This is a genomic window from Stenotrophomonas sp. YJH_SMC_127 (assembly GCF_059372445.1).
The window spans coordinates 404,998-429,586 of the sequence record NZ_JCAFVO010000002.1; the positions used below are offsets into that span (position 1 = coordinate 404,998).

A 24,589-nucleotide genomic window follows, 5' to 3' on the forward strand; every position below is an offset into this window, starting at 1 on the left:
TCATCGTCATGTTGGAACGGATCCACCTCAGCATCGTGCAGCAGGTAGAACAGCAGGGCTCGCTCACCGCGGCCGCCGGCGTGCTCAACCTGACCCAGTCGGCGCTCAGCCACAGCATGAAAAAGCTGGAGCAGCAGCTGGGCACCGATGTCTGGCTGCGCGAGGGCCGCAGCCTGCGCCTGACCCAGGCCGGGCAGTACCTGCTGGCGGTCGCCAACCGGGTACTGCCGCAGCTGGACCTGGCCGAGGAGCGGTTGGGCCAGTTCGCGCAGGGCGAGCGCGGCGCGCTGCGCATCGGCATGGAATGCCATCCGTGCTACCAGTGGCTGCTGAAGATCGTCTCTCCCTACCTGGCGGCGTGGCCGGACGTGGATGTGGACGTCAAGCAGAAGTTCCAGTTCGGTGGCATCGGCGCATTGTTCGGTTACGAGATCGACCTGCTGGTCACGCCCGATCCACTGCTGAAGCCGGGCCTGAAGTTCATCCCCGTGTTCGATTACGAGCAGGTGCTGGTAGTGGCCAGCAACCACGCCCTGGCCAAGGTGGACCACGTAAAGCCGCGCCAGCTCGGCCAGGAAGTGCTGATCAGCTACCCGGTGCCGTTCGAGCGCCTGGACATCTACAACCAGTTCCTGCTGCCGGCCGGCATCACCCCGCGGCGCCACAAGGCCATCGAAACCACCGACATCATGATGCAGATGGTGGCCAGCGGCCGCGGCGTGGCTGCCATGCCGCGCTGGCTGGTGGAGGAGTACGCCACGCGCATGGACGTGGTGCCCGTACGGCTGGGCGCCAAGGGCATCCCCAAGCAGATCTACCTGGGTGCGCGCGAGGCCGATACCGGTATCGACTACCTGCAGGCCTTCATCGAACTGGCCCGCAACAGCTCGCCGCTTGCCGGCAATGCACGCGAGGCGCGCTGATGCCGGCCGGTACCTCAGCGCACGCGGAAGCCTTCATCAACGCCTTTTCACTGGAAGTCAGCGCGAAGGCCATGCCTGCGCTGCGCGCCGAGGCGGATCGGATCCCGCGCGGTACGGTCATCTCCATTCCCTGGCTGGCCAGCGAGGATGACGACGCCCGCCTGGCCGCCGTGCGCACCGTGCGCGCGCTCGGATTCGAGCCGATGCCGCATCTCTCTGCCCGCCGCATCCGGTCAGCCGCATCGCTTGCGCGCTTCCTGGAGCGTGCGGCCGGCGACGCCGGGGTCGCGCGTTGCCTGCTGATCGCGGGCGACCTGGCCACGCCCGCTGGGCCGTTTGCCGACAGTGCTTCGATCATCCAGACCGGTCTTCTGGAGCACTCCGGGATCAAGGTCGTTGGTATCGGCGGACACCCGGAAGGGCATCCGGTAATGAGCAGTGACGAACGCTGGCAGGCGCTTGAGCGTAAATGCCAGAGCATCGAAGCGCGCGGCATGGCCCCCTTGATCGTCACCCAGTTCGCCTTCGATGCCGATGCCGTGCTGGCCTGGCTGGATGCACTGCGCGCGCGTGGCATCAGCGTCCCGGTGCTGGTCGGCGTGCCGGGCCCGGCCAGCGTCTCTCGCCTGCTGCGCTACGCCGCGATGTGCGGCGTGGGCGCCAGTGCATCGATGCTGGCCCGGTATGGCATCTCGATCGGCCGGCTGCTCGGCACGGCAGGGCCGGAGGTGTTCGTCGATTGCCTGGTGAAGGGGCTGACCCGCGCCCATGGCCAGGTCAGCCCGCATTTCTTCCCGTTCGGCGGTATTGCGCCGTCGCTGGAGTGGGTGGCGCAGTACCGGCGGCGCATTTCCATCAGCCAGCGCCGATGATCTGCGTCATGGCACGGATCGCGTTGTCCGGGTGCCGGGTTGATCCAGCGAAGGCGCCGGCCTGGAAAGCCTCCCATTGCAGCCACGCATGCCCAGGTCGAGGCGCTCTGCAATGCCCTGCGGGTTGATATCTCCGGCGCGATTGATCAGCACGACGAGCGTTCTTCGATCGGTGGGACGGTGCCGGAGATACCCGGTAAAGCCTGCGGTCCCGCCGCCATGGCCGACTACCTTTCCGCCATCGGAAACTTCCCAGCCGGCCCCCCAGCCCGCCTTGCTGCCATTGGCGAGGAGTGTGTCGCACCACATCCGCTTCAGGGCCGACTCGGGCAACAGTCGATGCTGGTCCAGCGCCACAGCAAAGCGCGCCATGTCGTCGATGCTGGCGAGCAGGCCGCCAGCGGCCCATGCCGAGCCCGGAGCAGTGGGTGGCGGTGCGCGCCAGTGGCCATCCTGGAACAGATGCCCCTGGGCAACACGGCGCCGATCGTCGGCACGACGCGGTCCCGCATCGCGCATGCCCAGCGGCGACAGTATCTCCTCCTGCAGAACCCGCCAGTAGTCCATGCCGGTTGCATGCTCGATGGCCAGGCCGAGCAGGATGTAGTTCGTATTGGAATAGGCGTGCCGCGCACCGGGCGCAAACGCCAGCGGCCGCTCGGCCACCTCTGCGAGCAATTCACGGGGGGCTGGATTCGTCGGCATCAACCGCAGGAAGTTGTCTTCATTCAGATAGTTGGGAATGCCTGAGGTATGGCTCAGCAGCTGCAGCAGCGAAGTGGATGCCCATACGGAAGGCAACCCTTCCACGTACTCGCCGATGGGCGCGGTGACGTCGAGCAGATGCCGCTGCTGGAGCCGGAATATCAGCAGGGCCGTGAACAGCTTGGTGATCGACCCCAGTTCGAACACGGTATGGCGATCAATCGGTGCAGGCCGGGTGTCATTGAGCCGCCCGGTCGTGGACAGCGCGGCAATGCGCCCGTGATCGACCAGAACGGCCGCCATGCCAGGCTGCCGTTCGGCCTGCAGCAATGCGGTCAGCGAACCGCATCCCGCCAACGTCGCCCGGCTCGCCAGCGCCGATGGTGCTGACAGGCCGCAGCCGGTAGCCAGCAGCGCCGCACACAGGCGGCGTCGAACAGGGTCGTGGTACATGCACGTGGCTCGCAGCGGCGTCGTGGTGATGGTAGCGCGGACCGAGGGCCGGCCCGCTCAGGGTGAACCGGGTGAATCCACCCCGACCGCTGCCGGGGACGCGCAGCATGCCGGCGGGTCATCCGCGATGGCTGACAGCTGTCACTGGCTGCAACCCGGGCGGAAGCGAATAGTGAGCGCCAAGGCGAGGACACCTCGCCACCACTCAGCCACCACTCACCAGGGGGACCGCTCATGAACATGCTCCAGCAACTCGCCTCGCAGACGCCGATCTGGGTCTGGCTGCTCCTGGCCTTCCTGGTCACCCGTGGCATTGCCGCCATGAAGCCGGCCCAGACCTCGCTGCAGAAGCTGGCGATCGTGCCCGGCCTGTTTGCCGTCTGGGGTGCGTCGATCAGTCATCGTTTCGGCGCGTCGCTGATCGCCTGGAGCGAGTGGCTGGCCGGCATCGCCACGGGGGCCGCGCTTGCCTGGCTGCTGTTGGGTCGATTGAAGCTGACGCTGGACCGCAGCACCGGCAAGCTCTGGCGCAGCGCGGACTTCAGCCTGCTGCCGCTGCTGCTGGTCACCTTCCTGGTGAAGTACGGCTTCGAGGTCGCATTTACGGTGTCGCCGACGCTGACCGCCAGTGCCGGCTTCAGCGCCGCCTACCTGCTGCTGACCGGCGGGTTCACTGGCGTCTTCGTGGGCAAGTACTGTCGCTACCTGGCCTCGCTGCGGATGGATGCGGCGGGGAAGGGATTGGAAACCGCAGGTTGATTGACCTGGTAGTGCCGGCCGCTGGAGGCTCCGCAGGTCATCGGCAATCGAGTTTGGCGTTACCATCGGAGCGGCTGTACCTCCCGTGAGAGCCCGGGATGGATGGAACCATCTGAGCAGGAATCGATAGTGGAAGCGATATATCCGGTCGGCGTTGCAGGGGGAATGCGGATCATCTGGTTTGCCTGGGTATCAGGTGACCATGATCGGGTGATGTCCAGCAATGGAAGGCCTGTCTGCGATAGCAGCAAGGAAGGGCTGGAGGGTCAGGTTGCCGCGCGCGGCCGAGTCCTGGACTGGGAAGGAGAGTCCGTCATTGACCTCGACTCGCTGATCTCGTCTGTAGATTCAGGGCGGGAGGTCGACCCCGGGGAGGTCGTGGATGCATGGAATTTCATGACGGACCTCTCCAGGGTGATCGACAACGCCCCCAATCAGCTGTTTCATGCCGAGTTGATGGAGACCTATGACATCTTCTTCTCGCGACGGAAGGCGAATGGTGCAGGGCATCCAGTTGAACATTGAAAGTCCTATGCCGTCGCCAACCGTCGAGCGCACGCATGAGATCCATTGATCTGTGGACAATGAAACGGAACGCCAGGAAGGCTGGGTTGCGGGTGGTTGGCAACTTTCTGATTGTTTCGTACACGCGCGATGTGATCTCCGGGTTTGCCATGGACCCAGCGCCGTCCTCCATCTATGTATGGACCTTCGCACTTCCGGTCTATGACGGCCTGCCACACCTGCATATGTCTCTCGGCCAGAGGGTCGCTTGCCCGGAAGATCCAAAGGACTTTTTCCGCGGCACGCACGAGGCTCACCTCGCAATGCTCGAAGGGGTGAGAACAGCTGCGGACCTTCTGATGTATGTTGAAGAGGCCGGTTTCGAGGGCGATTACTGCCAATGGGTGAAGTACCTGTCCACCATTCGCCTGGGCGATTTCCCGGCCGCAGACGCTGCACTGAAGAATCTGCTCGCACTGCCGGTGTCCAGCGCGATCCGCGGAAGACTGGACAGGATGCTGGAGGCAATCGGGCGAGGTGGCGAATCAGGCGCGCGGCAGCTTCTGCAGGAATGGTCGATGCAGACGGCCCGATTGATGGGTGGCAGCAGCACATTCGCCTGGAGCCAGGACAGCACAAGCGCGTGAACCGCGCGGTTGCTCACGCCTCCCCACGCCACTGGCTCATCAGCATCTGAAGGAATCGCTCCGCCGTGGGCGAGAGCAGGGCACCCCGTCGGCGGACGATGCCGATCGTGCGCGACACCACCGGGTTGCCGATCGCGCGCGTCACCAGGGTGGGGTGATCCCCGTCCGGCGTGGCCATCTTCGGTAGCACCGACACGCCGATGCCGGCCTCGACCATGCCCAGTGACGTCGACAGGTGCGTCACCTCGTAGTGCCAGCTCAACTTGAGGTTCTCGCGCGCCAGCGCGCCGTCCAGCAGGGTGCGGTTGCCGCTGGTGCGATGCACGGTGATCAGCTGGTGCTCGGCCAGATCAGCCCATTCCACTTTGCGCTTGCGGGCCAGCGGATGATCGCGCCGGCAGGCGAGGACGAAGGGGTCCTCGGCCAGCACGTCGAAGTCGAGATTCGGATCGTTGGCGCCCATGAAGTTGATGCCGAACTCGACTTCACCACGTTCCACTGCCTGCAGACCCTCCGTGGCCGGGATATCCAGAATGCGGAAGCGCACGTTCGGGTGTGCTTCGTGGAAACGCGCCATCACGCTGGGCAGGAAGTAGAACGCCGCCGTCGGCAGGCACGCGATGGTCACGGTGGCGCCGCGGGTGTCTTCGCGGCCGCGCAGCGAGAACAGCGAGCCATCGAATTCCTCCAGCATGCGGCGCACCAGTGGCAGCAGGTTCTCGCCGACAGCGGTGGTACTGACGCTGCGCGTGGTGCGCTCCAGCAGCGGCGAACCCACGGCCTGCTCCAGCTTCTGTATCCGTCGGCTGAGCGCCGGCTGGGAGACGTGCAGGATTTCAGCGGCGCGATGGAAGCTGCGTGTCTCCGATACCAGCAGGAACGCGCGTAGATCCAGGATTTCGCAATTGATGCTCATTGGGTATCAATCATCCAAAAATCAGCAATTCACAGATCAATTAGGGTCATGCCAGTATCGAATCACAGAGGGGTCATTCATCCCCTATACGCATCAATCTAGCACACGTATGTCCAACGATCTGCTCAGCATTCCCTGCGTGCTCATGCGCGGCGGCACCTCCAAGGGCCCGTTCTTCCTGGCCAGCGACCTGCCGGCGGACACCGCCGAACGGGATCGCCTGCTGCTGGAAGTGATGGGCTCGGGCCATCCGTTGCAGATCGACGGCATCGGCGGTGGCAACGCACTGACCAGCAAGGTGGCGATCATCGACCGCTCGAGCCGGGCGGACGCTGACGTGGACTACCTGTTCGCCCAGGTCCGGGTGGAGCAGCAGGTGGTGGATACCTCGCCCAACTGCGGCAACATGCTGGCGGCCGTCGGCCCGTATGCCATCGAGCGTGGGCTGGTGCAGGCGCAGGATCCGCAGACCGAGGTGCGCATCCACAACGTCAATACCGGCAAGCTGATCATCGCCACGGTGGAAACGCCGGGCGGCAATGTGGCCTACCGCGGTGATACGCGCATTGCCGGCGCGCCGGGCTCAGCCGCGCCGGTCAGGCTGTCCTTCCTTGATGCGGCAGGCGCCCGCACCGGCAAGCTGCTGCCCAGCGGGCATGCGCAGGAAACCATCAATGGCGTGCCGGCCAGCCTGGTGGACTGCGCCATGCCGATGATGCTGGTGCGTGCCGAAGACCTGGGCGTGCGCGGTGATGCCTCGCCCGCCGAACTGAACGCGGACGCGGCGTTCATGCGCCGGCTGGAAGCGCTGCGCATCGAAGCGGGCGCCCGCATGGGCATCGCCGACGCCGGCAACAAGGTCATTCCCAAGCCGGTGCTGCTGTCGGCACCGCAACAGGGCGGCGATCTGCAGGTGCGCTATTTCATGCCGCACCAATGCCACACCGCACTGGCCATTACCGGTGCGGTCGGCCTGGCCACCGCCGCCGTCACGCCGGGCACGCTGGCCCACACTTTGGTCGGATGCCGGTCCGTTCCCGGCAGCATTACCCTCGAACATCCGAGTGGGGCCCTGGAGGTGGGCCTCAGTCGCAGCTCGGGCGATTCGCCGGTGATTGCCAGCGTGGTCCGCACCGCACGCCGCTTGTTCGAGGGGCGCGTGTACGCGACTTCGCCCGCGCCCGCCACGGCCAGTGCCACCCAAGCCCGCCAATGGACGTCAGCGGCATGATCTGAACCCGGACGGGCCTGCGTAGACGCGCATGCCCGCCATTACAACGTAGATGCTTCACTCCTGGGAGGGATGATGTACAAGCAGTTCTTCTTGGCCGCGCTGTGCGCGGCCGGTCTGGCCGCGGCCGGATGCAGCAACAGCGGGCGCAGCGAAGGCGCATCCGCCGGCGGTGGCGACAATGCACCGGTACGCATCAGCGTCGGCTCCTACAACCTCAACAACCTGCCGTTCTTCATCGCCGACGCCAAGGGGTACTTCAAGGACGTCGGCCTGCAGGTGAAGACCGAGAACTTCGCCCAGGGCGGCTCCAAGGTATTGCAGGCGCTGGTGGCCAATTCCACCGACGTGGCCGTCGGCTTCTACGACCACACCATCCAGATGCAGGCCAAGGGCAAGGACGTGGTGGCCTTCGTACTGCTCTCGCGCAACTCCGGCCTGGTGATGGCCGGCCGCGAGGATGCCACCTTCGATCCGGCGCGCCCGGAGACCATCAAGGGCCAGAAGGTCGGGATCACCGCGCCGGGCTCCTCGTCCGACTTCTTCGTCCGTCACTTCCTCGCCCAGCACGATATTCCGGCCGACAGCATCTCGTTGATCGGCGTCGGCTCGGGCGCCGCAGCGGTGGCCGCGCTCGAGCAGGGCAAGATCGACCTGCTGGTCAACTATGATCCTGCCGCCACCCTGATCACCGAGCGCAAGGTCGGCAGGATCATCCTCGACGCGCGCAGCGACGACGGCGCCCGCCAGGTCTATGGCGGCCTGTACCCGACCTCGGTGATGTACGCCAACCAGAGCTTCCTGGACACGCGTCCCGAAGCGGCCGAGAAGATCGCCCGCGCCGAGCAGATGGCCTTGAAGTTCATCGCCGACAACAGTGCTGAAGACATCGTCGCCGCGCTGCCGGACAGCTACGTCTCCGGTGACCGCGCCACCTATGCCCGCGCGGTGGAGAACGCGCGCGCGATCTTCACCCGGGACGGTCACTTCACGCCTGCCGATCTGGAAACACCGCTGAAGGTGCTGCGTGAGTTCAACACGGATGTCGCCAAGGCCGATATCGATCTGTCCCGGACCTATACCAATGCCTTCGTCGAGCGTGCCAACGCTGCGGCGCCGGCTGCCCAACCGTAAGCGGAGGTAAACCATGGCCCTCAATGCCACCGTGCGCCAGTTCAATGGCGCGCCGCAGCTGGAGCCTGCACAGACCATGGTCGCCATCAACAAGGTGACCATGTCCTTCGGCGAATTCACCGCCGTACGCGATGTCGACATCCAGGTGGGTGACGGCGAGTTCCTTGCCATCGTCGGACCCACCGGCTGCGGCAAGAGCACCATCCTCAATTCCGTGGCGGGCCTGCTGAAGCCGTCGTCGGGCCAGGTCAGCATCGATGGCCGTGCCGTCAGCGGCGTGCAGGAGTCGGTCGGCTACCTGTTCCAGCAGGACGCGCTGCTGCCGTGGAAGACCGCATACCAGAATGTTGAACTCGGCCTGCGCTTCCGTGGTGTGCCCGAGGCCGAACGCAAGGCCAAGGCCAACGCGTGGCTGGCCAAGGTCGGCCTGGCCGGCTTCGAGCATCGCTACCCGCACCAGCTGTCCGGTGGCCAGCGCAAGCGTGTGCAGATGGCCCAGGCGTTGATCGTCGAGCCGAAGGTGATCCTGATGGATGAGCCGTTCTCGGCGCTGGACATCCATACCCGCCACCTCATGCAGAACGAGCTGCTGCGGTTGTGGCAGGAAGACCGGCGCTCGGTGATCCTGATCACCCACGATCTGGAAGAAGCGATCGCCCTGGGCGACCGCGTGGTGGTGCTGTCCTCCGGCCCGGCCAGCCGGGTGGTGCGCAGTTTCGATGTGGATCTGGAACGGCCGAGGAACGTGGCCGAAATCAAGCTGGATGACCGTTTCACCGACCTGTACCGCGACATCTGGGCCTGCCTGCGCGGCGAAGTGGAGAAGAGCTATGCACGCCAAGACTGACAAGTTCATCCAGCTCGCGCTGGTGGTCGCCGTGTTCGGTGGCTGGGAAGGCGGCATCGCGCTGGGCGTGATCGATCCGTTCTTCTTCCCATCGCCAACCGCCATCGTGCAGCAGGCCTGGACCTGGCTGTCCGATACGTCGTTCTATCAGCATGTCTACATCACGCTGACCGAAACCGCGCTGGGCTACATCATCGGCACCGGCCTGGGTGTGGCCGGCGGCGTCTGGCTCGGCCTGAGCCGCCGCTCGGCACGCATCCTCGATCCCTTCATCAAGGGCTTCAACGCGATTCCGCGCGTGGTGCTGGCGCCGATTTTCGTGCTGTGGCTGGGCCTGGGGCTGTGGTCGAAGGTGGCGCTGGCGGTCACGCTGGTGTTCTTCACCACGTTCTTCAATGCCATGCAGGGCGTGCGCGAGGTGAATCCGGTGGTGCTTGCCAATGCCCGCATCCTGGGGGCGAGCCGCAGTGACCTGCTGCGCCATGTCTACTTCCCCGCAGCGGCGAGCTGGATCCTGTCTTCGCTGCGTACTTCGGTCGGTTTTGCCGTGGTCGGTGCGATCATCGGCGAATACCTCGGCGCCTCGGCGGGCCTGGGCTACCTGATCGCGCAGGCAGAAGGCAACTTCAACGCTGTGGGTGTGTTCGCCGGCATCATCATCCTGGCCGCCTTCGTGCTGGTCATCGACGCGCTGCTGGACGTGGTCGAGAACAAGCTGATCACCTGGCGTCCCAACGCCCAGGCACAGGCCACCAGCTGACCCGGACGGGCTGAGCCCGCCTGCCGCGCCGCCGGGCCGATCCGGCGGCGCGCGCTTCCTTCCCCGATCTTCCCCCGCACCACCGCAACGGGCCAGCGCCAGGCCAGGGGGCCGGCTGGCCGGAGAGAGCCCATGAACCATTCCAACGTGCTGCCGCTGGCAGCGCTGTCGGTCGCGCTCGGCCTGCTGTTGGCCAGTGGCCATGCCGACGCACAGTCCACGTCGTCGCTGCCCGCGCCGCTGAGCCAGGCCGAGCTGTCACGCCTGGTGCAGCAGCAGGCACTGCAGATCCAGCAACTGGAAGCACGCCTCCGCGCCGTCGAGGGCGGGCAGGGCAGTGCGAGGGCACCGTCAACGCCGCCCGCGCCTGCGCTGGAAACGCGGGTGGCCGCACTGGAAACCAGCCAGTCCAGGCTGCCGAAGGTGTCCTGGGCCAAGGGTGCACCGGAGTTCAGCAGTGCCGACGGCACGACGGTGTTCCGCCCCCGTGGCCGCCTGTTCGTCGATGCCTCGAGCACCGACGGTTCGGCGGTCGCCGACCGCAACGTTTCGGGTACCGAGGTCCGTTCGGTGCGCCTGGGGGCCGAGGGGCGCTACGGCACCCTGGGCTGGGTCGTGGAGGGCGACTTCGCCGACAACGCGGTGGCGTGGAAGTCGGTCTACGCCACGCTGGACCACACGCTGTTCGGCCTGCCGGCCGATCTCACGATCGGCAACCGCTTGAACGATCGCGGTATCGATGGCTCAAGCAGCACCTCCAACACGCCGTTCCAGGAACGCAACGTGGTCGGCACGCTGCTGCTGCCGCAGCGGGGCCTGTTTGGTGTCGGGCTCACCGAGCGGGTGTATGGAAGGGGCTGGCATGCCAGCCTGTCGGTGGCCGGCAACGACCTCAACAACGCCGGCACCGACAACGACAGCCAGACCTGGGCCACCCGCGTCCACTGGAATCCGCTGGACACCGCCGACGCCACGGTGCATCTGGGCGCATGGGCCTTCCACGAGAAGATTCCCGCCGGGGCCAGCGGCGTGGTGCGCAGTTCGGCCATCGCGGGGCATTTCAACGATCTGGTCAGGATCACACCGGGCATGCTGGTGGGCGCCGAGCGCAGCACCGCCTACGGCGCGGAACTGGCCGGCTTCTTCGGCCCGGCGTGGGCAACCGGCGAGTGGGGTACGCGAAGCCTGCGCGGGGCCGATGCCAGCGGGCGCTATGATCGCGACCACGAAGCGTGGGCGATCTCGGCCGGCTGGTTCCTGGCGGGCGCGCTGCCGTCCTACTCGGGCAAGGCCGGCACGTGGGGCAAGGTGAAGGTGGCCGATCCGGTGACGCGCGGCGGCAGCGGTGCGTGGGAGCTGAAGGGCCGCTATGAGGACGTGGACTATGCCGAACTGCCCAGTGGTGGTACCGGTCACGCGTGGACACTGGGCGCGAACTGGTACCTCAACGATTTCAGCCGGGTGATGTTCGAAGCCGTGCGCTGGCAGACCCGCCACCGCAGCGGCAGTGCGGCGGGCAGGGATGAAGGCACCACCTTCAATACCCGTCTGCAGCTGGTCTTCTAGGGCCGGGCCGCCGCCTGCATTCTGGTCACAGCAGCAACAACGCAGCGATGAGTGCAGGCGGCATCACCAGCGCGCCGACGCGCAGGAAGTCGAGCGCGCTGACATGCTCGCCCTCGCGGCGCAGCGCCACCAGCCACAGCATCGTGGCCAGCGAGCCGGTCACCGACAGGTTCGGGCCCAGGTCCACGCCGACCAGCAGTGCGGCACGGGTCTGTGCGGGCAGTTCAGCCATCTGGCCCAGCGAACCGGCGGCCAGGCCGACCGGCAGATTGTTGGCTACGTTGCTCAGCAGTGCAGCGGCGCCACCGGCCAGCCAGCTGGCCTGGTGGGGAGAAGCCTGCGCCATGGCCTGCAGCGCGCTTGCCGCAGTCTGGATGACGCCGGTCTGCGCCACCGCCTCCACCAGCACGAACAGACCGGCCACCAGCGGCAGCACGCCCCAGGCGACATGCCGCAGCAGCGGCAGCGGGCTATGGCGCTGGCGTATCACCACGACCGCCACGCTCAGCGCGCCGGCGCAGAACGTGGCCAGGCCCAGCGGTCCGTTCAGCGCGGACGTCACCAGCAGTACGCTGCCGGTGAACAGCACGCCCAATGCACTCAGTCGGCCACCCTCGGTCAGCGGGCGATGTTCCGGTGCGGCGACCAGCGGCTGCGCGATTTCGCGCCGGTGTACCCAGCGCAGCACCAGGTAGGTGGCACCGATCGCCGCCGCCGACGGCAGCGCGAACTGCGCCAGCCACTGCAGCAGTGGCGGCATGTGCTGGCCGTACACCACCAGGTTGGCCGGGTTGGAGATGGGCAGCACGAAGCTGGCCGCATTGGCAATGAAGGCGCAGACGAACAGGTAGGGCAGGGGATTGGCGCGCGCCGCCTTGCAGGCCGCGTAGACCGCCGGTGTCAGCACCACGGCCGTTGCATCGTTGGACAGGAACACCGTCACCAGCGTGCCGACCAGGAACACCAGGTCGAACAGGCGTCGCCCCGATCCGCCCGCATGCCGCACCGCGTACAACGCCAGCCAATCGAACAGGCCTTCGCGCCGCGCCAGTTCGGCCAGCACCATCATGCCGACCAGGAACAGGTAGACGTCGCGGCCTTCGGCTACCGCGCCCCATGCGGTCTGCAGCGATACCGCGCCCAGCAGCGGCAACAGGGCGGCAGCGCCCAGCGCCCACACATACTCGGGGATGCGGAAGGGACGGAACAGCAGGCCGAGGGTGGCAACGGCGACCGCTGCCCAGATCACGAGGGGGGAATGGGGGGCAAGCATGGAGTGGGGGCTTCAGCGGCACCGGCAGCGACCCCGGCGCAGGTGCTCCTGGCGCACGCGATCAGCGGATGGGCGGCCGCTGCAATCATCGCAGGTTCCGGGATCGCCGCATCATACCGTGCGCACTGGCATGGCGACTGCTGGGGGGCCGGGCGCGTTGGTGACGAACCCGGCGTCCAGTGCGGATGGGCAATCAAGCGCGGTATGACTTCAGGCACTGCAGTTTGACTACATGTGTAGTCAGACTGCGGGCACACTCACTGGAAGAGAACGCAATGCCAACGTCCTGCTGGTTGTCCTGCGCCCTGGCCCTCGTGATCGGCATCGCGGGGCCCACCCATGCGACGCCGCGTGCCGACGCCCTCGCCACGATCGAGCGCAACGCGCGTGCTTCGCATACCGATGCGGTGCTCGTGATGCACGACCGGGACACGCTGCTTGAGCTGAAGCCCGCCCCAGCGCAGGAATCCGTGCACCTGATGTCGGCAACCAAGTCCGTCGTCGCGCTGGGCATTGCGTTGCTGCTGGACGAAGGAAAGCTGGCTTCGATCGACGTACCGGTCAGCCAGATCTATCCGGAATGGAAACAGGGCAGGAAGAGCCGCATCACCGTGCGCATGCTGCTGGACCACACCTCCGGCCTGCAGAACGTGGCGAACGCGGGCGCCGAACTGGAAGGGGCCCCGGACCTGGTCAAACTGGCACTGGCAGCCGAGCTGAGTGACGACCCGGGCGCCGTGTTTTCCTACAACAACAAGGCCACCAACCTGCTGCCCGGCATTGTCGAGCGCCTGGCGGGCGAGCCGCTGGATGCCTACCTGGATGCGCGCCTGTTCAAGCCGCTGGGCATTGCCCACCACGCCTGGATGAAGGATGAGGCAGGCACTCCGCTGGGAATGGCGGGCCTGTCCCTGCGCGCCGCCGACCTTGCCGCCATCGGGCAACTGTTGCTGGATGGAGGCGTGGCGCCGGATGGCAAACGACTGTTGAGTGAACGGTCAGTGGCATTGATCACTGCTGAAAGTGCCCGTTCGCCTGACGTGGGCCTGTTGTGGTGGCGGATACCAGCGTGGGAACGCTATCAGCTCAAACCCCGGCTGGATGACCTGCTGGCCGGGCACGGCGTTGACGATGACGTGCGCCGCGCCGTGCAGGCCAGCGCGGGGCGCACATTCGACAGCCGGGGGCAGTTGATCGCATTCCTCACCGAACGGTTGGGCGCAGACGGGCCGCAACGTTACGCCAGCCAGATCACCGCGCGCGGCCTGAAGCTCGCCGATCTCTACGACATCACACGGGGACCGGTCGTCGGCTTTGCCGCCAACGGCTACCTGGGCCAATACCTGATGATCGTTCCGGAACAACGCGTCGTCGCAGTGCGCCTGATCCATCGGCGCGAGAGCCACCGCGCCCCACAGGACGACTACGCGTCCTTCTTCGCCGATGTCATGCAATTGGCGCGGGCACTGCAGTAGGTGCTGCCATCATCATGTCCACGCGCTCTGAACAACTTCCTGGAGCCTTCTTCACTGTCGTGCCGCCTAAGGTGGGATGACCCCTTGGCCGCCGGGATACTGAAGCATGTTTGATTACCAGGACTGGACCTTCCACGCCAATGGGCGCACGGTGGTGGCGCGCGTGGCGCTGGACGGCGACGGGGGCGGCACCATCAACCGATACCAGCTGATGCCCGGGCCGGCGCAGTCGGGGCTGTGCATCAAGGTCGCCTCCCAGGACGAGGCCGCGCAGAAACTGGAGGTCGAAGTGATGAAGCTGCTGGGACCGGAGTGGTAGCCCCTGCGTAGCACCACGGTGAGCGGCTCATCTGCTCCGTCCACGATCACGGCGTTGGCCGCGAAAACGGCGGAGCCGGACGGAACGAGTACGGCGAGCCGACTGCGGCGGCGATGCGCTGGAGAGCGTTCACGGTCCGTTCCTTTCTGGATGACCCGCAGGCGCGGGCATCTTTCCTGCGGCGGGTGAGCGGTGACCGGATGCAGCAGCAGCCCGGTCATCAGTAGCGGGGTGATTCCAGCGCCGCTACGCGCGCTGCCGATTTGCTGCGCTGCATGGTGACAAGCGCGAACCCGGGTGATTACTCTCCGCTGCAACGCGATGGTAGCGCTACCAGCCGGACGGGGATCCAGGGTCCAGGGGCTGCCTTCTTTGCCGCGTGTTTGTCCTGGCAGGCTTGAAAAGCAAGTGTAAGTCGCGGCGTGCTCCAGCAGCCGTGCTGTTCGGTTTGGAATGCGGGCCACGCCCGTGCGTGCCCCTGGGAGGGGGCGGTACATCCATTCGATCGTATGTCAGAGGGGACTTTCATGAGCACTTGCAGTTTCCGTGGCACCCCGGGCCCGAGGTCCGGTTCATGAGCCGCGCGTTGGCGAAGTTCCGGTCCCGGGCCATGTTCACCTTCGTGGGTGGCGCCCTGGTCATCAATCCTGCGTTTGCGCAGGACGCAGCACCGGCGACCGGGCAGCAGCCGCAGAGCCAGTCGCAGCCCACCCAGCTCGATGCAGTGCAGGTCACGGGCATACGCAACAGCCTGAGCCAGGCCATGGACATCAAGCGCGACTCGGCGGGCGTGGTCGATGCGATCAGCGCCGAGGACATCGGCAAGTTCCCCGATACCAATCTTGCCGAGTCGTTGCAGCGCATCACCGGCATCTCCATCGAGCGCCGTGACGGCGAGGGCGCGCAGGTGACCGCGCGTGGCTTTGGTCCGCAGTTCAACATGGTCACGCTCAATGGTCGCCAGATGCCCGGCGCCGATGCATTCGGTGCCTCCGGGCAGGTGGCCATCGGCGGTGTCGACGGCGGCACTCGCGCCTTCAATTTCGCGCAGCTGGCCGCCGAGGCCATCAATGGCATCGAGGTCTACAAGACCAGCCAGGCACAGGTGCCCAGCGGTGGCATCGGCGCGACGATCAACATCCTGACCTCGCGCCCGCTCGACCACGCCGGCATCGTGGCCAATGCCGGGGCAAAGCTGGTCTCCGACCAGAGCCAGCCGTTCGACAACGACCTGACGCCGGAGCTGTCGGGCATCTTCAGTTACAGCAATCCGGAAAAGACCTTTGGCGTCAGCCTCAGCGCGAGCCAGCAGAAGCGCAAGGGCGGCTCGGTGCAGGCCACGGAGAACTACTGGAACGTGCAGCCCTGGACGGGGTCGATGCCGGGCAACCCGACCGTGGTGAACGCCCCGGCCGCCGGCCAGCTCTATGCGCGGCCCAACGACCTGCGCTACGCGTTCTCCGAATTCGAGCGCGAGCGAGTCAATGGGCAGGCCGTGCTGCAGTTCGCACCGACGGACAGCCTGACCCTGACGATGGATTACACCTACTCGACCAACGAGATCACCGAGAATCGTGGCGAGCAGGGCATGTGGCTGCAGAACAGCAACTACACCAATGTCCAGTTCGACACCTCCGGTGCGGTCGCCACCCCGGTCTACATCCGCGAGATCGCCGGCACCAAGGACTTCGGGCTGGAACAGCAGCGCAGCATGCAGGAGTACAAGCTGGGCTCGCTGGGCTTCAACGCGGTGTGGAATGTCAGCGACCGTTTCAAGCTCAGCTTCGATGCGCACAATTCGAAGAATGAAAGCCGCCCCAATGACCCACTGACCGGCGGCGGCTCCATCTTCATGAGCATTGCCGGCACCAACAACTGCACCCGTGGCCCGCATTGCGGCGGCTCCTGGGTACAGGAGTTGAACTTCAACAATGGCCTGCCGGTCGGCACCCAGGTCTGGTATCCCAGTACTGCCGATGCGGTCGCCGGGACCAATGGCGTGGTCAATCCGGGCTTCCAGGAAGGCGAGATCGGCACCCAGGTGCTGCGCGTCAACGCGCAGACCCAGATCAGCAAGATCAAGCAGGCGCGTGTCGACGGCGAATGGAACTTCGACCACGGCCGCTTCCAGTTCGGCGTGGATACGAACAAGTCCACCACCCACCGCATCCAGGCCGCCGAGGCCTATTCGACACTGGGCGACTGGGGCGTGGCCAACGTGGACCGGGATACCGCCGCCGGCCTGATGGACCTGCTGCAGCCGGTCAGCATCGTCGGCCTGTTCGATGACTACAGTGCCAACAGCTGGCCGGCCTGGCGCGGCAATGCCGGGCAGCTCGCGCAATGGGCATCGCGCGAATACGGCGTCAGCCTGGGTGTGAACCCGCAACGTGCGGCCGACAACTTCGTGGAAGAGAAGACCAAGGCGGCGTACTTCCAGGTGGAACTGGACGGGGAGCTGGGCGGCATGCGCACCAATACCCGCCTGGGCGTGCGCTATGAAACCACCGACGTGGTGTCGACCTCGGTCATTGCCGTTCCCGAGTCCATCGAGTGGCAGGCCAACAACGATTTCCGCATCGTGCTGTCCGATGAGCAGCAGCCCTTCACCGAGAAGGCCAGGTACAGCTACATCCTGCCCAACCTTGATTTCAGCATTGACCTCACCGAGGAACTGAAGGGCCGCGTTTCGTTCGGCAAGAGCATCGCCCGCGCGCCGTACGGCAATCTGTATGCAGGGCCCGGTGCCCAGCAGCCGTTCGGCTCGGTGCTGATCGATCCTTCGTCGCGCGCCAGCGGCAATTCGCAGAACCCGAGCCTGAAGCCGCTGGAATCGGACAACCTCGACCTGGGGCTGGAGTGGTACTTCGCCGATGCCAGCTATGTGTCATTGACCTACTGGAACAAGTCGGTCAGCAACTTCATCGGCAACACGGTCGTCCAGGAAAGCCTGTACGGCCTCACCGACCCGACCTCCGGGCCGGATGCGCGGGCGGCGTTGGACTTCCTGACCAGCGGCGCCTGCGTGGCCCAGGTCGGGCCGGCCAATGCCGCCGCCTGCTCGGCCAACGACACCTCGCTGTTCACAGCACTGGCGCTGCTGCGCAACAATCCAGCTGGCCTGGGCGCCTACAACGGCACCGATGCGCAGGTACTGGCCACCGAAGCGGCCTACGATCTGTATGGGCAGGCCAACGACCCGCTTTACCAGTTCAACGTCAATCGCCCGATCAACCAGAACAAATCCAAGCTGCATGGCTGGGAGCTGGGCGGCCAGTACTTCTTCGGTGACACCGGCTTCGGCGTGCTGGCCAACTACACCGTGGTCAAAGGTGATGTCGGCTACAACAATGGCGGCGATCCGGGTATCGACCAGTTCTCGCTCACCGGCCTGAGCGACACTGCCAACGCCATGCTGATGTACGAGAAGTACGGGTGGTCGGTGCGCCTGGCATGGAACTGGCGCGACCAGTACCTGATCCTGGCCAACCAGGGTTCCAGCCGCAATCCGTACTATGTGGAGCCGTACGAGCAGTGGGATCTCAGCGTCAACTACGCGCTGGATGACCACTGGTCCTTCAGCCTGGAGGCGATCAACCTGACCGGCGAGGATGTGCGGTGGCGCTCGCGCACCTCGCAGATGATCGTCAAGCTGGCCGACCAGAGCCCGCGCTACATGCTGGGCGTCCGCTACAAGTTCTGAGCCTGGTTGCCGATGCGTCCGGCACGGTACCGCTGCCCGCCAGCGGTGCCGTGCCGGGACGGTGTCGCCGCACCTGCCGCGCCTGCGCTACCCTGCTGGCCAGCCACCCCGCACTGGACTGGATACCCCGATGTCCCGCTATGAAATGCTCAACAACATCGCGCATCGGGACCTGAAGGTCGCCACCGGATTCGGGCCGCAGTTCGGCGATGCGGTGGGCATGGTGCCGGCCTATCCCAGCGAGTTCGCCGAACTGCAGCGCGAGTATCCGATCTTCCTGCGCCGGGAGGCCGGGACCGGGGCGTGGCAGTCGGTGGCCCTGCTGGGTTTCGAGCAGCACGAGAACCTGTACCTGCAGGACGGACGCTGGAATGCCTCCTACCTGCCCGGCGCGGCCGCAAAAGGGCCGTTCCTGATCGGCTTCCAGGAGCACTACGTGGACGGCCTGCTCACCCAGGACGCGGTGATGCACGTCGACCTGGACCATCCGCGTGTCACCTCCGGCGCCGGTGAGCCGGTGTTCCTGCCGCAGGGCGGAAACACGCCTTACCTGGACCACATCGCCGGCGTGCTGCGCGGCATCCACGAGGGCAGTGCCTTCGCGGCCAGTATGTTCACGATGCTCGACGACTGTGGGCTCATCCAGCCGGTCACGCTTGATGTGCAGCTCGCGCCGCATCACCGCGTGGGCGTGAGCGGATTGCACGGCATCGACCGCGAGCGCCTGGCGGCGCTGGACAGTTCACGCCTGGCTGCGTTGAACCGCGCCGGTTACCTGGAAGGTGCGTACCTGATGCTTGCCTCGCTGCATAACATGCGCCGCCTGATCGCCGAGAAGCAGCGCCGTCTCCGCGTCCAGGACGGCACCGCGCAGGCGGTCAGGAACTGACCGGTGCAAGCCCGCCTGCCGATACGGAGCCTGGAAGGCATCGATCCTGCCGCCTTGCCATTGGCCGCCCTGGTGGAGGCCGGTGAGCCGGTCGTACTGCGCGGCATCGCCAGCGGTTGGCCACTGGTCCAGGCCGGACTGGGCGGCGTGCGTGACGCGATGGCGTACCTGTGCAGCGTCGATGCGGGTGCGCCCATCCAGTACTCGTTCGGCGGCGCCGAGATCGCGGGCCGCCCGTTCTACAGCGCGGACTTCACCCGGCTGAACTTCGAAGTGCGGCGCGGTGTACTCGCCCAGGTGCTGGAAGAGATCGCCGCGACGCTGCATGCGCCGCGGCCGCCAACCTATTACGTGGCCTCGCTGCCGATCACGCGGGCACTGCTGCCGGCATTCGCGCAGGCCAACGACGCCGGGATGGCGAAGCAGGGCATCGATGCCACCGCCAGCATCTGGATCGGCAACCGGGTGACGGCCTCGTGCCATTTCGACACACCCGACAACCTCGCCTGCTGCGCGGTGGGGCAGCGCGAGTTCACGCTGTTCCCGCCCGCCCAGATCGACAACCTCTATCCGGGCCCGCTCGATCCCACGCCGGGCGGACAGGTGGTCAGCGTGGTGGACTTCGAGCGCCCCGACTTCGATCGGCATCCACGTTTCCGCGAGGCGCTGGCGCGTGCACGCAGCGCGGTACTTGGACCCGGCGATGCGATCTTCATTCCCAGCATGTGGTGGCACCATGTACGCAGCCTGGAGCCGTTCAACGTGCTGGTGAACTACTGGTGGCGAAGCTCGCCGGCCTGGCTGGGGTCGCCGCTGGCGGCGCTGCAGCACGCGATGTGGTCCGTGCGTGACCTGCCAGCGCGTGAGAAGCAGGCCTGGGAAGGGCTCTTCCGTTACTACGTATTCGGCCCCGGCGAGCGCGCCGGTCAGCACCTGCCTGAGACGGCGCGCGGGGATCTGGCACCGTTCGACGAGCAGCGCGCCCGCCGCATGCGCGCGATGCTGCTGGGCAGGCTCAACCGTTGAGAGAGGGCACCGCGTTGGATATCGAGAGCACGCCTGCAGGGCGCATCCGCAAGGTGGTCATTGCCGGTGGCGGTACGGCGGGATGGCTGGCCGGCTGCGCGCTGGCGCATCAGTTCCGTGACCAGCTGCATATCACGCTGGTCGAGTCCGAGCAGATCGGCACGGTCGGCGTCGGTGAGTCCACCGTGCCGCCGATCCGCACCTTCCATCGCTTCCTGCAGATCGACGAGCAGGAGTTCCTGCGCGCGGTGGCCGGCACCTTCAAGCTGTCGATCTCGTTCGAGAACTGGCGCTTGCCGGGGGATCGCTTCTTCCATCCGTTCGGCACCATCGGCCATGGCACCTGGGCGGCACCCTTCCATCACTTCTGGCTGGACAGCCTGCGCCGCGGCATGCCCTCGGACCTGGGCGACTTCTGCCTGGAGAGCATCGCCTCGCGGGGCGACCGCTTCTCGCTGCATACCCAGCCGCAGGCCAGCTATGCGTATCATTTCGATGCCAGCCTGTATGCGCGGTTCCTGCGCCGCAGGGCCGAGGCCCACGGCCTGCACCGGATCGAAGGCAGGATCGCCCAGGTCAGGCAGCACGCGCACGACGGTTCGGTGCAGGCGCTGGTACTGGACGACGGCCAGGTGATCGAGGGCGATCTGTTCATCGACTGCACCGGCTTCCGTGGCCTGCTGATCGAGCAGACGCTGGGCACCGGCTACGAGGACTGGCACGAATGGCTGCCGTGCGACCGCGCTGTGGCGGTGCAGACCGAAGCGGTGGCGCCGCCGGTGCCCTATACGCGGGCGATCGCCCACGAAGCGGGGTGGCGCTGGCACATCGCGCTGCAGCACCGCGTTGGCTGCGGGCTGGTGTATGACAGCCGCCACCTGTCCGATGACGAGGCCGCAGCGAAGCTGCTGCGCGATGCCGGGGCTCCACCTTTGCGCGATCCATGGAAGGTGCCGTTCCGCAGCGGGCGCCGGCTGAAGGCCTGGAACAGGAACGTGGTGTCGCTCGGGCTGGCCAGCGGCTTCATCGAACCGCTGGAGTCGACCAGCATCCATCTGACGATCAGCGCAGTGGTGCGCCTGATCCAGTTGTTCCCGTTCGACGGCATCAGTGCGTCGCTGGTGCAGCTGTACAACGATGTCAGCCGGCAGGAAATGGAGCACGTGCGCGACTTCATCATCCTGCACTACCACGCCACGCAGCGCAGCGAACCGATGTGGAAGGCCTGTCGCGAGATGCGCGTGCCCGAATCGCTGCAGCAGCGGCTGCAGGCGTGGCGCGAGCGTGCACATGCGTGGCAGGACCCCGGCGAGCTGTTCCGCGTCGAATCCTGGACCAGCGTGCTGCTTGGGCAGGGCATCGCGCCCGGTCCCGCCCACCCGCTGGCGCGGGCCGTGAGTGACGCCGATCTGCGCACCCTGTTGAGGGGGATCCAACAGCCCGTGCAGCAGGCTGCCGCGCAGATGCCGGCGCAGGCGGAGTTCATCGCGCAGTACTGCAGGTCCGGCGTGGACGTGTGGCGTTCGACGGCAGCAAGCGCGTAGCAGTGTTTTGCGTTGCAGCACGCTTTTTCCGCTGCAGCTGGTTACAGTGCGGCAACACCGCTGGCGATGACGCGCGCGGTGGCAACGAGGGGGCCGGACACCACGCCCCCTTTTTGAGTCCACGGAATGTTAGCGCTACCTTTTTTTTGATCGGAGGCGGTTTCGATGGGTCTGGTTGCAGGGATCGATGCAGGGACGCAGAGCCTGAAGGTGCTGGTCTATGACCCGCGGACGCAGGTGGTGGTGGCCTCGGCCAGCGTGCCGCTCGCGCTGGACAGCGGTGCCGACGGCAGCCGTGAACAGGCGCCTGCCGACTGGGTGTCGGCCCTGCGCGACTGCTTTGCCAGGATCGACCCCTCGCTGCGCGCTCGCATCGTTGCACTGGCGGTATCGGGGCAGCAGCATGGGTTCGTGCCGGTTGATGATGCTGGCGAGGTACTGGCGCCGGCCAAGCTGTGGTGCGACACCAGCACCTCGGCCGAATGCATCCAGATCATGGACGCCGTGGGCGGGTTCCAACGCACCATCGCGCTGGCGGGCAACCCGATCCTGGCCGGCTACACAGCGTCCAAGCTGCCCTGGACCCGGATCCACCGTGCCGACGCCTATGCGCGGCTGGCGACCATCCTGCTGCCACACGACTACCTGAATTTCGTGTTGACCGGGCAGCGGTTCTGCGAGCTTGGCGATGCGTCCGGAACCGGCTGGCTGGACGTGCGCACACGCACCTGGTCGCAGGAACTGCTGCGCGCCACCGATCCTGATCGTGATCTTGCTGCCTGCCTGCCGCCGATCGCAGCGCCCGATGCCCTGTTCGATATCGCGCCGAAGGCCGCGGCCGAGTTCGGGCTGCCGGCGGCCGTGAAGATTGCCGTTGGTGGCGGCGACAACATGATGGCGGCAATCGGCACCGGCTGCGTCACGGAAGGTCGGCTGGCGATGAGCCTGGGAACCTCCGGAACGCTGTTCGCCTATTCCGGCTCGCCGGTGATCGATCCGGACGGCGCGTGGGCGGCTTTCTGCTCGTCCACGGGGGGCTGGCTGCCGCTGATCTGCACCATGAACTGCACCGTGGCCACCGAACGCGTGGCCAGCGCCTTCGGTTTCAGCACCCGCGACGGCGATGCGCACCTCCACGCGACGCCGCCGGGCGCAGGGGGGCTGGTGATGCTGCCGTTCCTCAATGGCGAACGTACCCCCGACCTGCCGCTCGGCAAGGGCGTGCTGGCAGGCCTGGACATCGCCAATTTCACCCCGGCGCACCTCTACCGCGCCGCCGTGGAGGGCGCGACCTACAGCCTGAGGTACGGCTACGACGCCTTCGTCCGCGCGGGCATGCAGTTCGATCGCATCGTGCTCACCGGCGGCGGCAGCAACAGCGCGGCCTGGCGTCAGCTGGTGGCCGATGTATTCGGCCTGCCGGTGGACGTCCCGGTGCAGGCCGAAGGCGCGGCGTTTGGTGCGGCACTGCAGGCGCTGTGGGCGCTCGCCCGGGCGCAGGGAGACGCCGCCTCGATCAGCGACATCACCGCGCGCCACGTCACCGTCGATCCGGCGCTGTCCGCACGGCCGGATCCGGATCGCAGCGCTGCCTATGCACGGGCCTACGCACGCTTCCTCAGCCATCTTGATGCCATCACGCCGCTGCAGCGCGGTTGATGGCTCCTCCACGACACCCCGTACAACGACAGGAGCACGCACCATGAGCACGCAGCCCTTCATCGGCGCCAAGGAGTACTTCCCCGGCGTCGGCCGCATTCCGTTCGAGGGCAAGGGCTCGGACAATCCGCTTGCCTTCAAGGTCTACGATGCGAACCGGGTCATCGGTGGCAAGACCATGCAGGAGCATCTGCGCTTCGCCGTGTGCTACTGGCACACCTTCTGCAATGCCGGGCACGATCCGTTCGGCCCGGGTACCCGGCAGTTCCCGTGGGACGCAGCCTCGCCACTGGCCACGGCCGAAGCGAAGGTGGACGCGGCGTTCGAGTTCTTCACCAAGCTGGGCGTGCCGTACTGGTGCTTCCACGATATCGACCTGGCGCCGGATGCCGACGACATCGGCCAGTACCAGAAGAACCTCTCGCACATGGTGGCCCTGGCCAAGGCGCGCCAGGAGGCCACCGGCGTCAAGCTGCTGTGGGGCACGGCCAACCTGTTCTCGCACCCGCGTTACATGAACGGCGCATCGACCAACCCCGACTTCGCGGTGGTCGCGCGCGCAGCGGTGCAGGTCAAGGCCGCGCTGGAGGCCACGGTCGAACTCGGCGGCGAGCACTACGTGTTCTGGGGCGGACGCGAAGGTTATGCGTCGCTGGCCAATACCCAGATGAAGCGCGAGATCGAACATTTCGCGCGCTTCCTCACCATGGCCCGCGACTACGGCCGCAGCATCGGCCTGAAGGGCAACTTCCTGATCGAGCCCAAGCCGATGGAGCCGATGAAGCACCAGTATGACTTCGACAGTGCCACGGTGGTGGGCTTCCTGAAGGAGCATGGGCTGGACAAGGACTTCAAGCTCAACATCGAAGCCAACCACGCCACGCTGTCCGGGCACACCTTCGAGCACGATCTGCAGGTTGCGTCCGATCATGGCCTGCTCGGCAGCATCGACGCCAACCGCGGCAACGCGCAGAACGGCTGGGACACCGACCAGTTCCCCAGCGATCTGTACGACACGGTGGGTGCGATGCTGGTGGTGCTGCGCCAGGGCGGCCTGGAAGGAGGCTTGAACTTCGATGCGAAGGTGCGCCGCGAATCGACCGACCTTGAGGATCTGTTCATTGCCCATATCGGCGGCATGGACGCCTTCGCACGCGGACTGGAGGTTGCCCATGCACTGCTGACCGAGTCGCCCTGGGAGCAATGGCGCAAGGAGCGCTACGCGAGTTTCGACAGCGGCGCCGGCCAGGAGTTCGAGCGTGGCACGCTCAGCCTGCCGGACCTGGCGGGCCTGGCCGCCCGCCTCGGCGAACCGCACCAGGCCAGCGGCAAGCAGGAGCGTTACGAAAACCTGCTCAACCAGTACCTGCTGCGCTGAGCGCGG

Annotated in this window: 21 protein-coding genes; 18 read left to right on the forward strand and 3 right to left on the reverse strand. The window is 66.3% G+C overall.

The window, feature by feature from the left end:
• Window positions 1-8: 8 nt before the first annotated feature.
• Window positions 9-923, forward strand: a complete 915-nt coding sequence (locus tag AC5QAB_RS07195; protein ID WP_014647226.1) for a LysR family transcriptional regulator — start codon at window positions 9-11, stop codon at window positions 921-923.
• The gene (locus AC5QAB_RS07200) at window positions 923-1,795 is read left to right on the forward strand and encodes a methylenetetrahydrofolate reductase (RefSeq protein ID WP_075076938.1); all 873 of its coding nucleotides are present in this window, start codon (window positions 923-925) and stop codon (window positions 1,793-1,795) included. The genes AC5QAB_RS07195 and AC5QAB_RS07200 overlap by 1 nt, the downstream gene beginning before the upstream one ends.
• A 6-nt stretch (window positions 1,796-1,801) precedes the next feature.
• On the opposite strand, the gene AC5QAB_RS07205 is transcribed toward AC5QAB_RS07200, so the two are convergent.
• Window positions 1,802-2,953: a serine hydrolase domain-containing protein gene (locus tag AC5QAB_RS07205; protein WP_100450093.1), complete on the reverse strand. Its 1,152-nt coding sequence runs from the start codon at window positions 2,951-2,953 to the stop codon at window positions 1,802-1,804.
• 234 nt (window positions 2,954-3,187) lie between these two features.
• On the opposite strand from AC5QAB_RS07205, the gene AC5QAB_RS07210 reads away from it, so the two are divergent.
• From AC5QAB_RS07210 to AC5QAB_RS07220, 3 genes are all read left to right on the forward strand, one after another.
• The gene (locus AC5QAB_RS07210; RefSeq protein ID WP_197561851.1) at window positions 3,188-3,712 is read left to right on the forward strand and encodes a DUF6622 family protein; all 525 of its coding nucleotides are present in this window, start codon (window positions 3,188-3,190) and stop codon (window positions 3,710-3,712) included.
• Window positions 3,713-3,841: 129 nt separating this feature from the next.
• Window positions 3,842-4,237, forward strand: coding sequence for a hypothetical protein (locus tag AC5QAB_RS07215; protein ID WP_164165608.1), 396 nt, complete (start codon window positions 3,842-3,844; stop codon window positions 4,235-4,237).
• A gap of 35 nt (window positions 4,238-4,272) precedes the next feature.
• Window positions 4,273-4,863, forward strand: coding sequence for a hypothetical protein (locus tag AC5QAB_RS07220; protein ID WP_164165606.1), 591 nt, complete (start codon window positions 4,273-4,275; stop codon window positions 4,861-4,863).
• 13 nt (window positions 4,864-4,876) lie between these two features.
• Here the strand turns inward: AC5QAB_RS07220 and AC5QAB_RS07225 are convergent, their stop codons facing one another.
• Window positions 4,877-5,779: a LysR family transcriptional regulator gene (locus tag AC5QAB_RS07225; protein WP_010485668.1), complete on the reverse strand. Its 903-nt coding sequence runs from the start codon at window positions 5,777-5,779 to the stop codon at window positions 4,877-4,879.
• 109 nt (window positions 5,780-5,888) lie between these two features.
• Between AC5QAB_RS07225 and AC5QAB_RS07230 the strand changes: the two genes are divergently transcribed.
• The 5 genes from AC5QAB_RS07230 to AC5QAB_RS07250 all read left to right on the forward strand — a co-directional run bounded on the left by AC5QAB_RS07230 (window position 5,889) and on the right by AC5QAB_RS07250 (window position 11,317).
• Complete coding sequence (locus AC5QAB_RS07230; protein WP_111205710.1) at window positions 5,889-7,010, forward strand: 4-oxalomesaconate tautomerase; 1,122 nt, start codon at window positions 5,889-5,891, stop codon at window positions 7,008-7,010.
• A gap of 75 nt (window positions 7,011-7,085) precedes the next feature.
• Window positions 7,086-8,144, forward strand: coding sequence for an ABC transporter substrate-binding protein (locus tag AC5QAB_RS07235; protein WP_041864185.1), 1,059 nt, complete (start codon window positions 7,086-7,088; stop codon window positions 8,142-8,144).
• Window positions 8,145-8,157: 13 nt separating this feature from the next.
• A complete protein-coding gene (locus tag AC5QAB_RS07240; protein WP_014647218.1) occupies window positions 8,158-8,991 on the forward strand; it encodes an ABC transporter ATP-binding protein in 834 nt (277 codons plus the stop codon).
• Window positions 8,975-9,751, forward strand: a complete 777-nt coding sequence (locus AC5QAB_RS07245) for an ABC transporter permease (RefSeq protein WP_005409726.1) — start codon at window positions 8,975-8,977, stop codon at window positions 9,749-9,751. Before AC5QAB_RS07240 ends, AC5QAB_RS07245 begins: the two co-directional genes overlap by 17 nt.
• Before the next feature lie 132 nt (window positions 9,752-9,883).
• Entirely contained in the window at window positions 9,884-11,317 is a 1,434-nt protein-coding gene (locus AC5QAB_RS07250) for a porin (RefSeq protein WP_197561122.1), read from the forward strand.
• A 25-nt stretch (window positions 11,318-11,342) separates the two neighbouring features.
• Here AC5QAB_RS07250 and AC5QAB_RS07255 read toward each other — a convergent pair whose 3' ends face one another.
• The gene (locus tag AC5QAB_RS07255) at window positions 11,343-12,590 is read right to left on the reverse strand and encodes an SLC13 family permease (RefSeq protein WP_197561121.1); all 1,248 of its coding nucleotides are present in this window, start codon (window positions 12,588-12,590) and stop codon (window positions 11,343-11,345) included.
• A gap of 293 nt (window positions 12,591-12,883) precedes the next feature.
• On the opposite strand from AC5QAB_RS07255, the gene AC5QAB_RS07260 reads away from it, so the two are divergent.
• From AC5QAB_RS07260 to xylA, 8 genes are all read left to right on the forward strand, one after another.
• Window positions 12,884-14,065, forward strand: coding sequence for a serine hydrolase (locus tag AC5QAB_RS07260; RefSeq protein WP_197561128.1), 1,182 nt, complete (start codon window positions 12,884-12,886; stop codon window positions 14,063-14,065).
• Between the two features lie 106 nt (window positions 14,066-14,171).
• Window positions 14,172-14,384 (forward strand): hypothetical protein, encoded by a 213-nt coding sequence (locus AC5QAB_RS07265; protein ID WP_032957243.1) that lies wholly within the window; start codon window positions 14,172-14,174, stop codon window positions 14,382-14,384.
• A gap of 574 nt (window positions 14,385-14,958) precedes the next feature.
• Window positions 14,959-18,087, forward strand: coding sequence for a TonB-dependent receptor (locus AC5QAB_RS07270; protein ID WP_197561120.1), 3,129 nt, complete (start codon window positions 14,959-14,961; stop codon window positions 18,085-18,087).
• A gap of 130 nt (window positions 18,088-18,217) precedes the next feature.
• Window positions 18,218-18,976, forward strand: coding sequence for a SapC family protein (locus AC5QAB_RS07275; RefSeq protein WP_197561119.1), 759 nt, complete (start codon window positions 18,218-18,220; stop codon window positions 18,974-18,976).
• Between the two features lie 3 nt (window positions 18,977-18,979).
• Entirely contained in the window at window positions 18,980-20,002 is a 1,023-nt protein-coding gene (locus AC5QAB_RS07280) for a cupin-like domain-containing protein (RefSeq protein WP_197561118.1), read from the forward strand.
• 14 nt (window positions 20,003-20,016) lie between these two features.
• Window positions 20,017-21,546 carry a tryptophan 7-halogenase gene (locus tag AC5QAB_RS07285; RefSeq protein WP_197561127.1) on the forward strand — a complete coding sequence of 510 codons (1,530 nt, stop codon included), beginning with the start codon at window positions 20,017-20,019 and terminating at the stop codon, window positions 21,544-21,546.
• A 165-nt stretch (window positions 21,547-21,711) separates the two neighbouring features.
• Window positions 21,712-23,205, forward strand: coding sequence for a xylulokinase (gene xylB, locus AC5QAB_RS07290; protein ID WP_495233256.1), 1,494 nt, complete (start codon window positions 21,712-21,714; stop codon window positions 23,203-23,205).
• A gap of 43 nt (window positions 23,206-23,248) precedes the next feature.
• Window positions 23,249-24,583 (forward strand): xylose isomerase, encoded by a 1,335-nt coding sequence (gene xylA / locus AC5QAB_RS07295; protein WP_049406256.1) that lies wholly within the window; start codon window positions 23,249-23,251, stop codon window positions 24,581-24,583.
• Window positions 24,584-24,589 lie beyond the last annotated feature (6 nt).

What these genes read in the sequence shown, in the direction of transcription:
- AC5QAB_RS07195 (WP_014647226.1), top strand. Translation starts at nt 9, where the DNA reads ATGTTGGAACGGATCCACCTCAGCATCGTGCAGCAGGTAGAACAGCAG.
- AC5QAB_RS07200 (WP_075076938.1), top strand. Translation starts at nt 923, where the DNA reads ATGCCGGCCGGTACCTCAGCGCACGCGGAAGCCTTCATCAACGCCTTT.
- AC5QAB_RS07205 (WP_100450093.1), bottom strand. Translation starts at nt 2,953, where the DNA reads ATGTACCACGACCCTGTTCGACGCCGCCTGTGTGCGGCGCTGCTGGCT.
- AC5QAB_RS07210 (WP_197561851.1), top strand. Translation starts at nt 3,188, where the DNA reads ATGAACATGCTCCAGCAACTCGCCTCGCAGACGCCGATCTGGGTCTGG.
- AC5QAB_RS07220 (WP_164165606.1), top strand. Translation starts at nt 4,273, where the DNA reads ATGAGATCCATTGATCTGTGGACAATGAAACGGAACGCCAGGAAGGCT.
- AC5QAB_RS07225 (WP_010485668.1), bottom strand. Translation starts at nt 5,779, where the DNA reads ATGAGCATCAATTGCGAAATCCTGGATCTACGCGCGTTCCTGCTGGTA.
- AC5QAB_RS07230 (WP_111205710.1), top strand. Translation starts at nt 5,889, where the DNA reads ATGTCCAACGATCTGCTCAGCATTCCCTGCGTGCTCATGCGCGGCGGC.
- AC5QAB_RS07235 (WP_041864185.1), top strand. Translation starts at nt 7,086, where the DNA reads ATGTACAAGCAGTTCTTCTTGGCCGCGCTGTGCGCGGCCGGTCTGGCC.
- AC5QAB_RS07240 (WP_014647218.1), top strand. Translation starts at nt 8,158, where the DNA reads ATGGCCCTCAATGCCACCGTGCGCCAGTTCAATGGCGCGCCGCAGCTG.
- AC5QAB_RS07245 (WP_005409726.1), top strand. Translation starts at nt 8,975, where the DNA reads ATGCACGCCAAGACTGACAAGTTCATCCAGCTCGCGCTGGTGGTCGCC.
- AC5QAB_RS07250 (WP_197561122.1), top strand. Translation starts at nt 9,884, where the DNA reads ATGAACCATTCCAACGTGCTGCCGCTGGCAGCGCTGTCGGTCGCGCTC.
- AC5QAB_RS07255 (WP_197561121.1), bottom strand. Translation starts at nt 12,590, where the DNA reads ATGCTTGCCCCCCATTCCCCCCTCGTGATCTGGGCAGCGGTCGCCGTT.
- AC5QAB_RS07265 (WP_032957243.1), top strand. Translation starts at nt 14,172, where the DNA reads ATGTTTGATTACCAGGACTGGACCTTCCACGCCAATGGGCGCACGGTG.
- AC5QAB_RS07270 (WP_197561120.1), top strand. Translation starts at nt 14,959, where the DNA reads ATGAGCCGCGCGTTGGCGAAGTTCCGGTCCCGGGCCATGTTCACCTTC.
- AC5QAB_RS07275 (WP_197561119.1), top strand. Translation starts at nt 18,218, where the DNA reads ATGTCCCGCTATGAAATGCTCAACAACATCGCGCATCGGGACCTGAAG.
- xylB (WP_495233256.1), top strand. Translation starts at nt 21,712, where the DNA reads ATGGGTCTGGTTGCAGGGATCGATGCAGGGACGCAGAGCCTGAAGGTG.
- xylA (WP_049406256.1), top strand. Translation starts at nt 23,249, where the DNA reads ATGAGCACGCAGCCCTTCATCGGCGCCAAGGAGTACTTCCCCGGCGTC.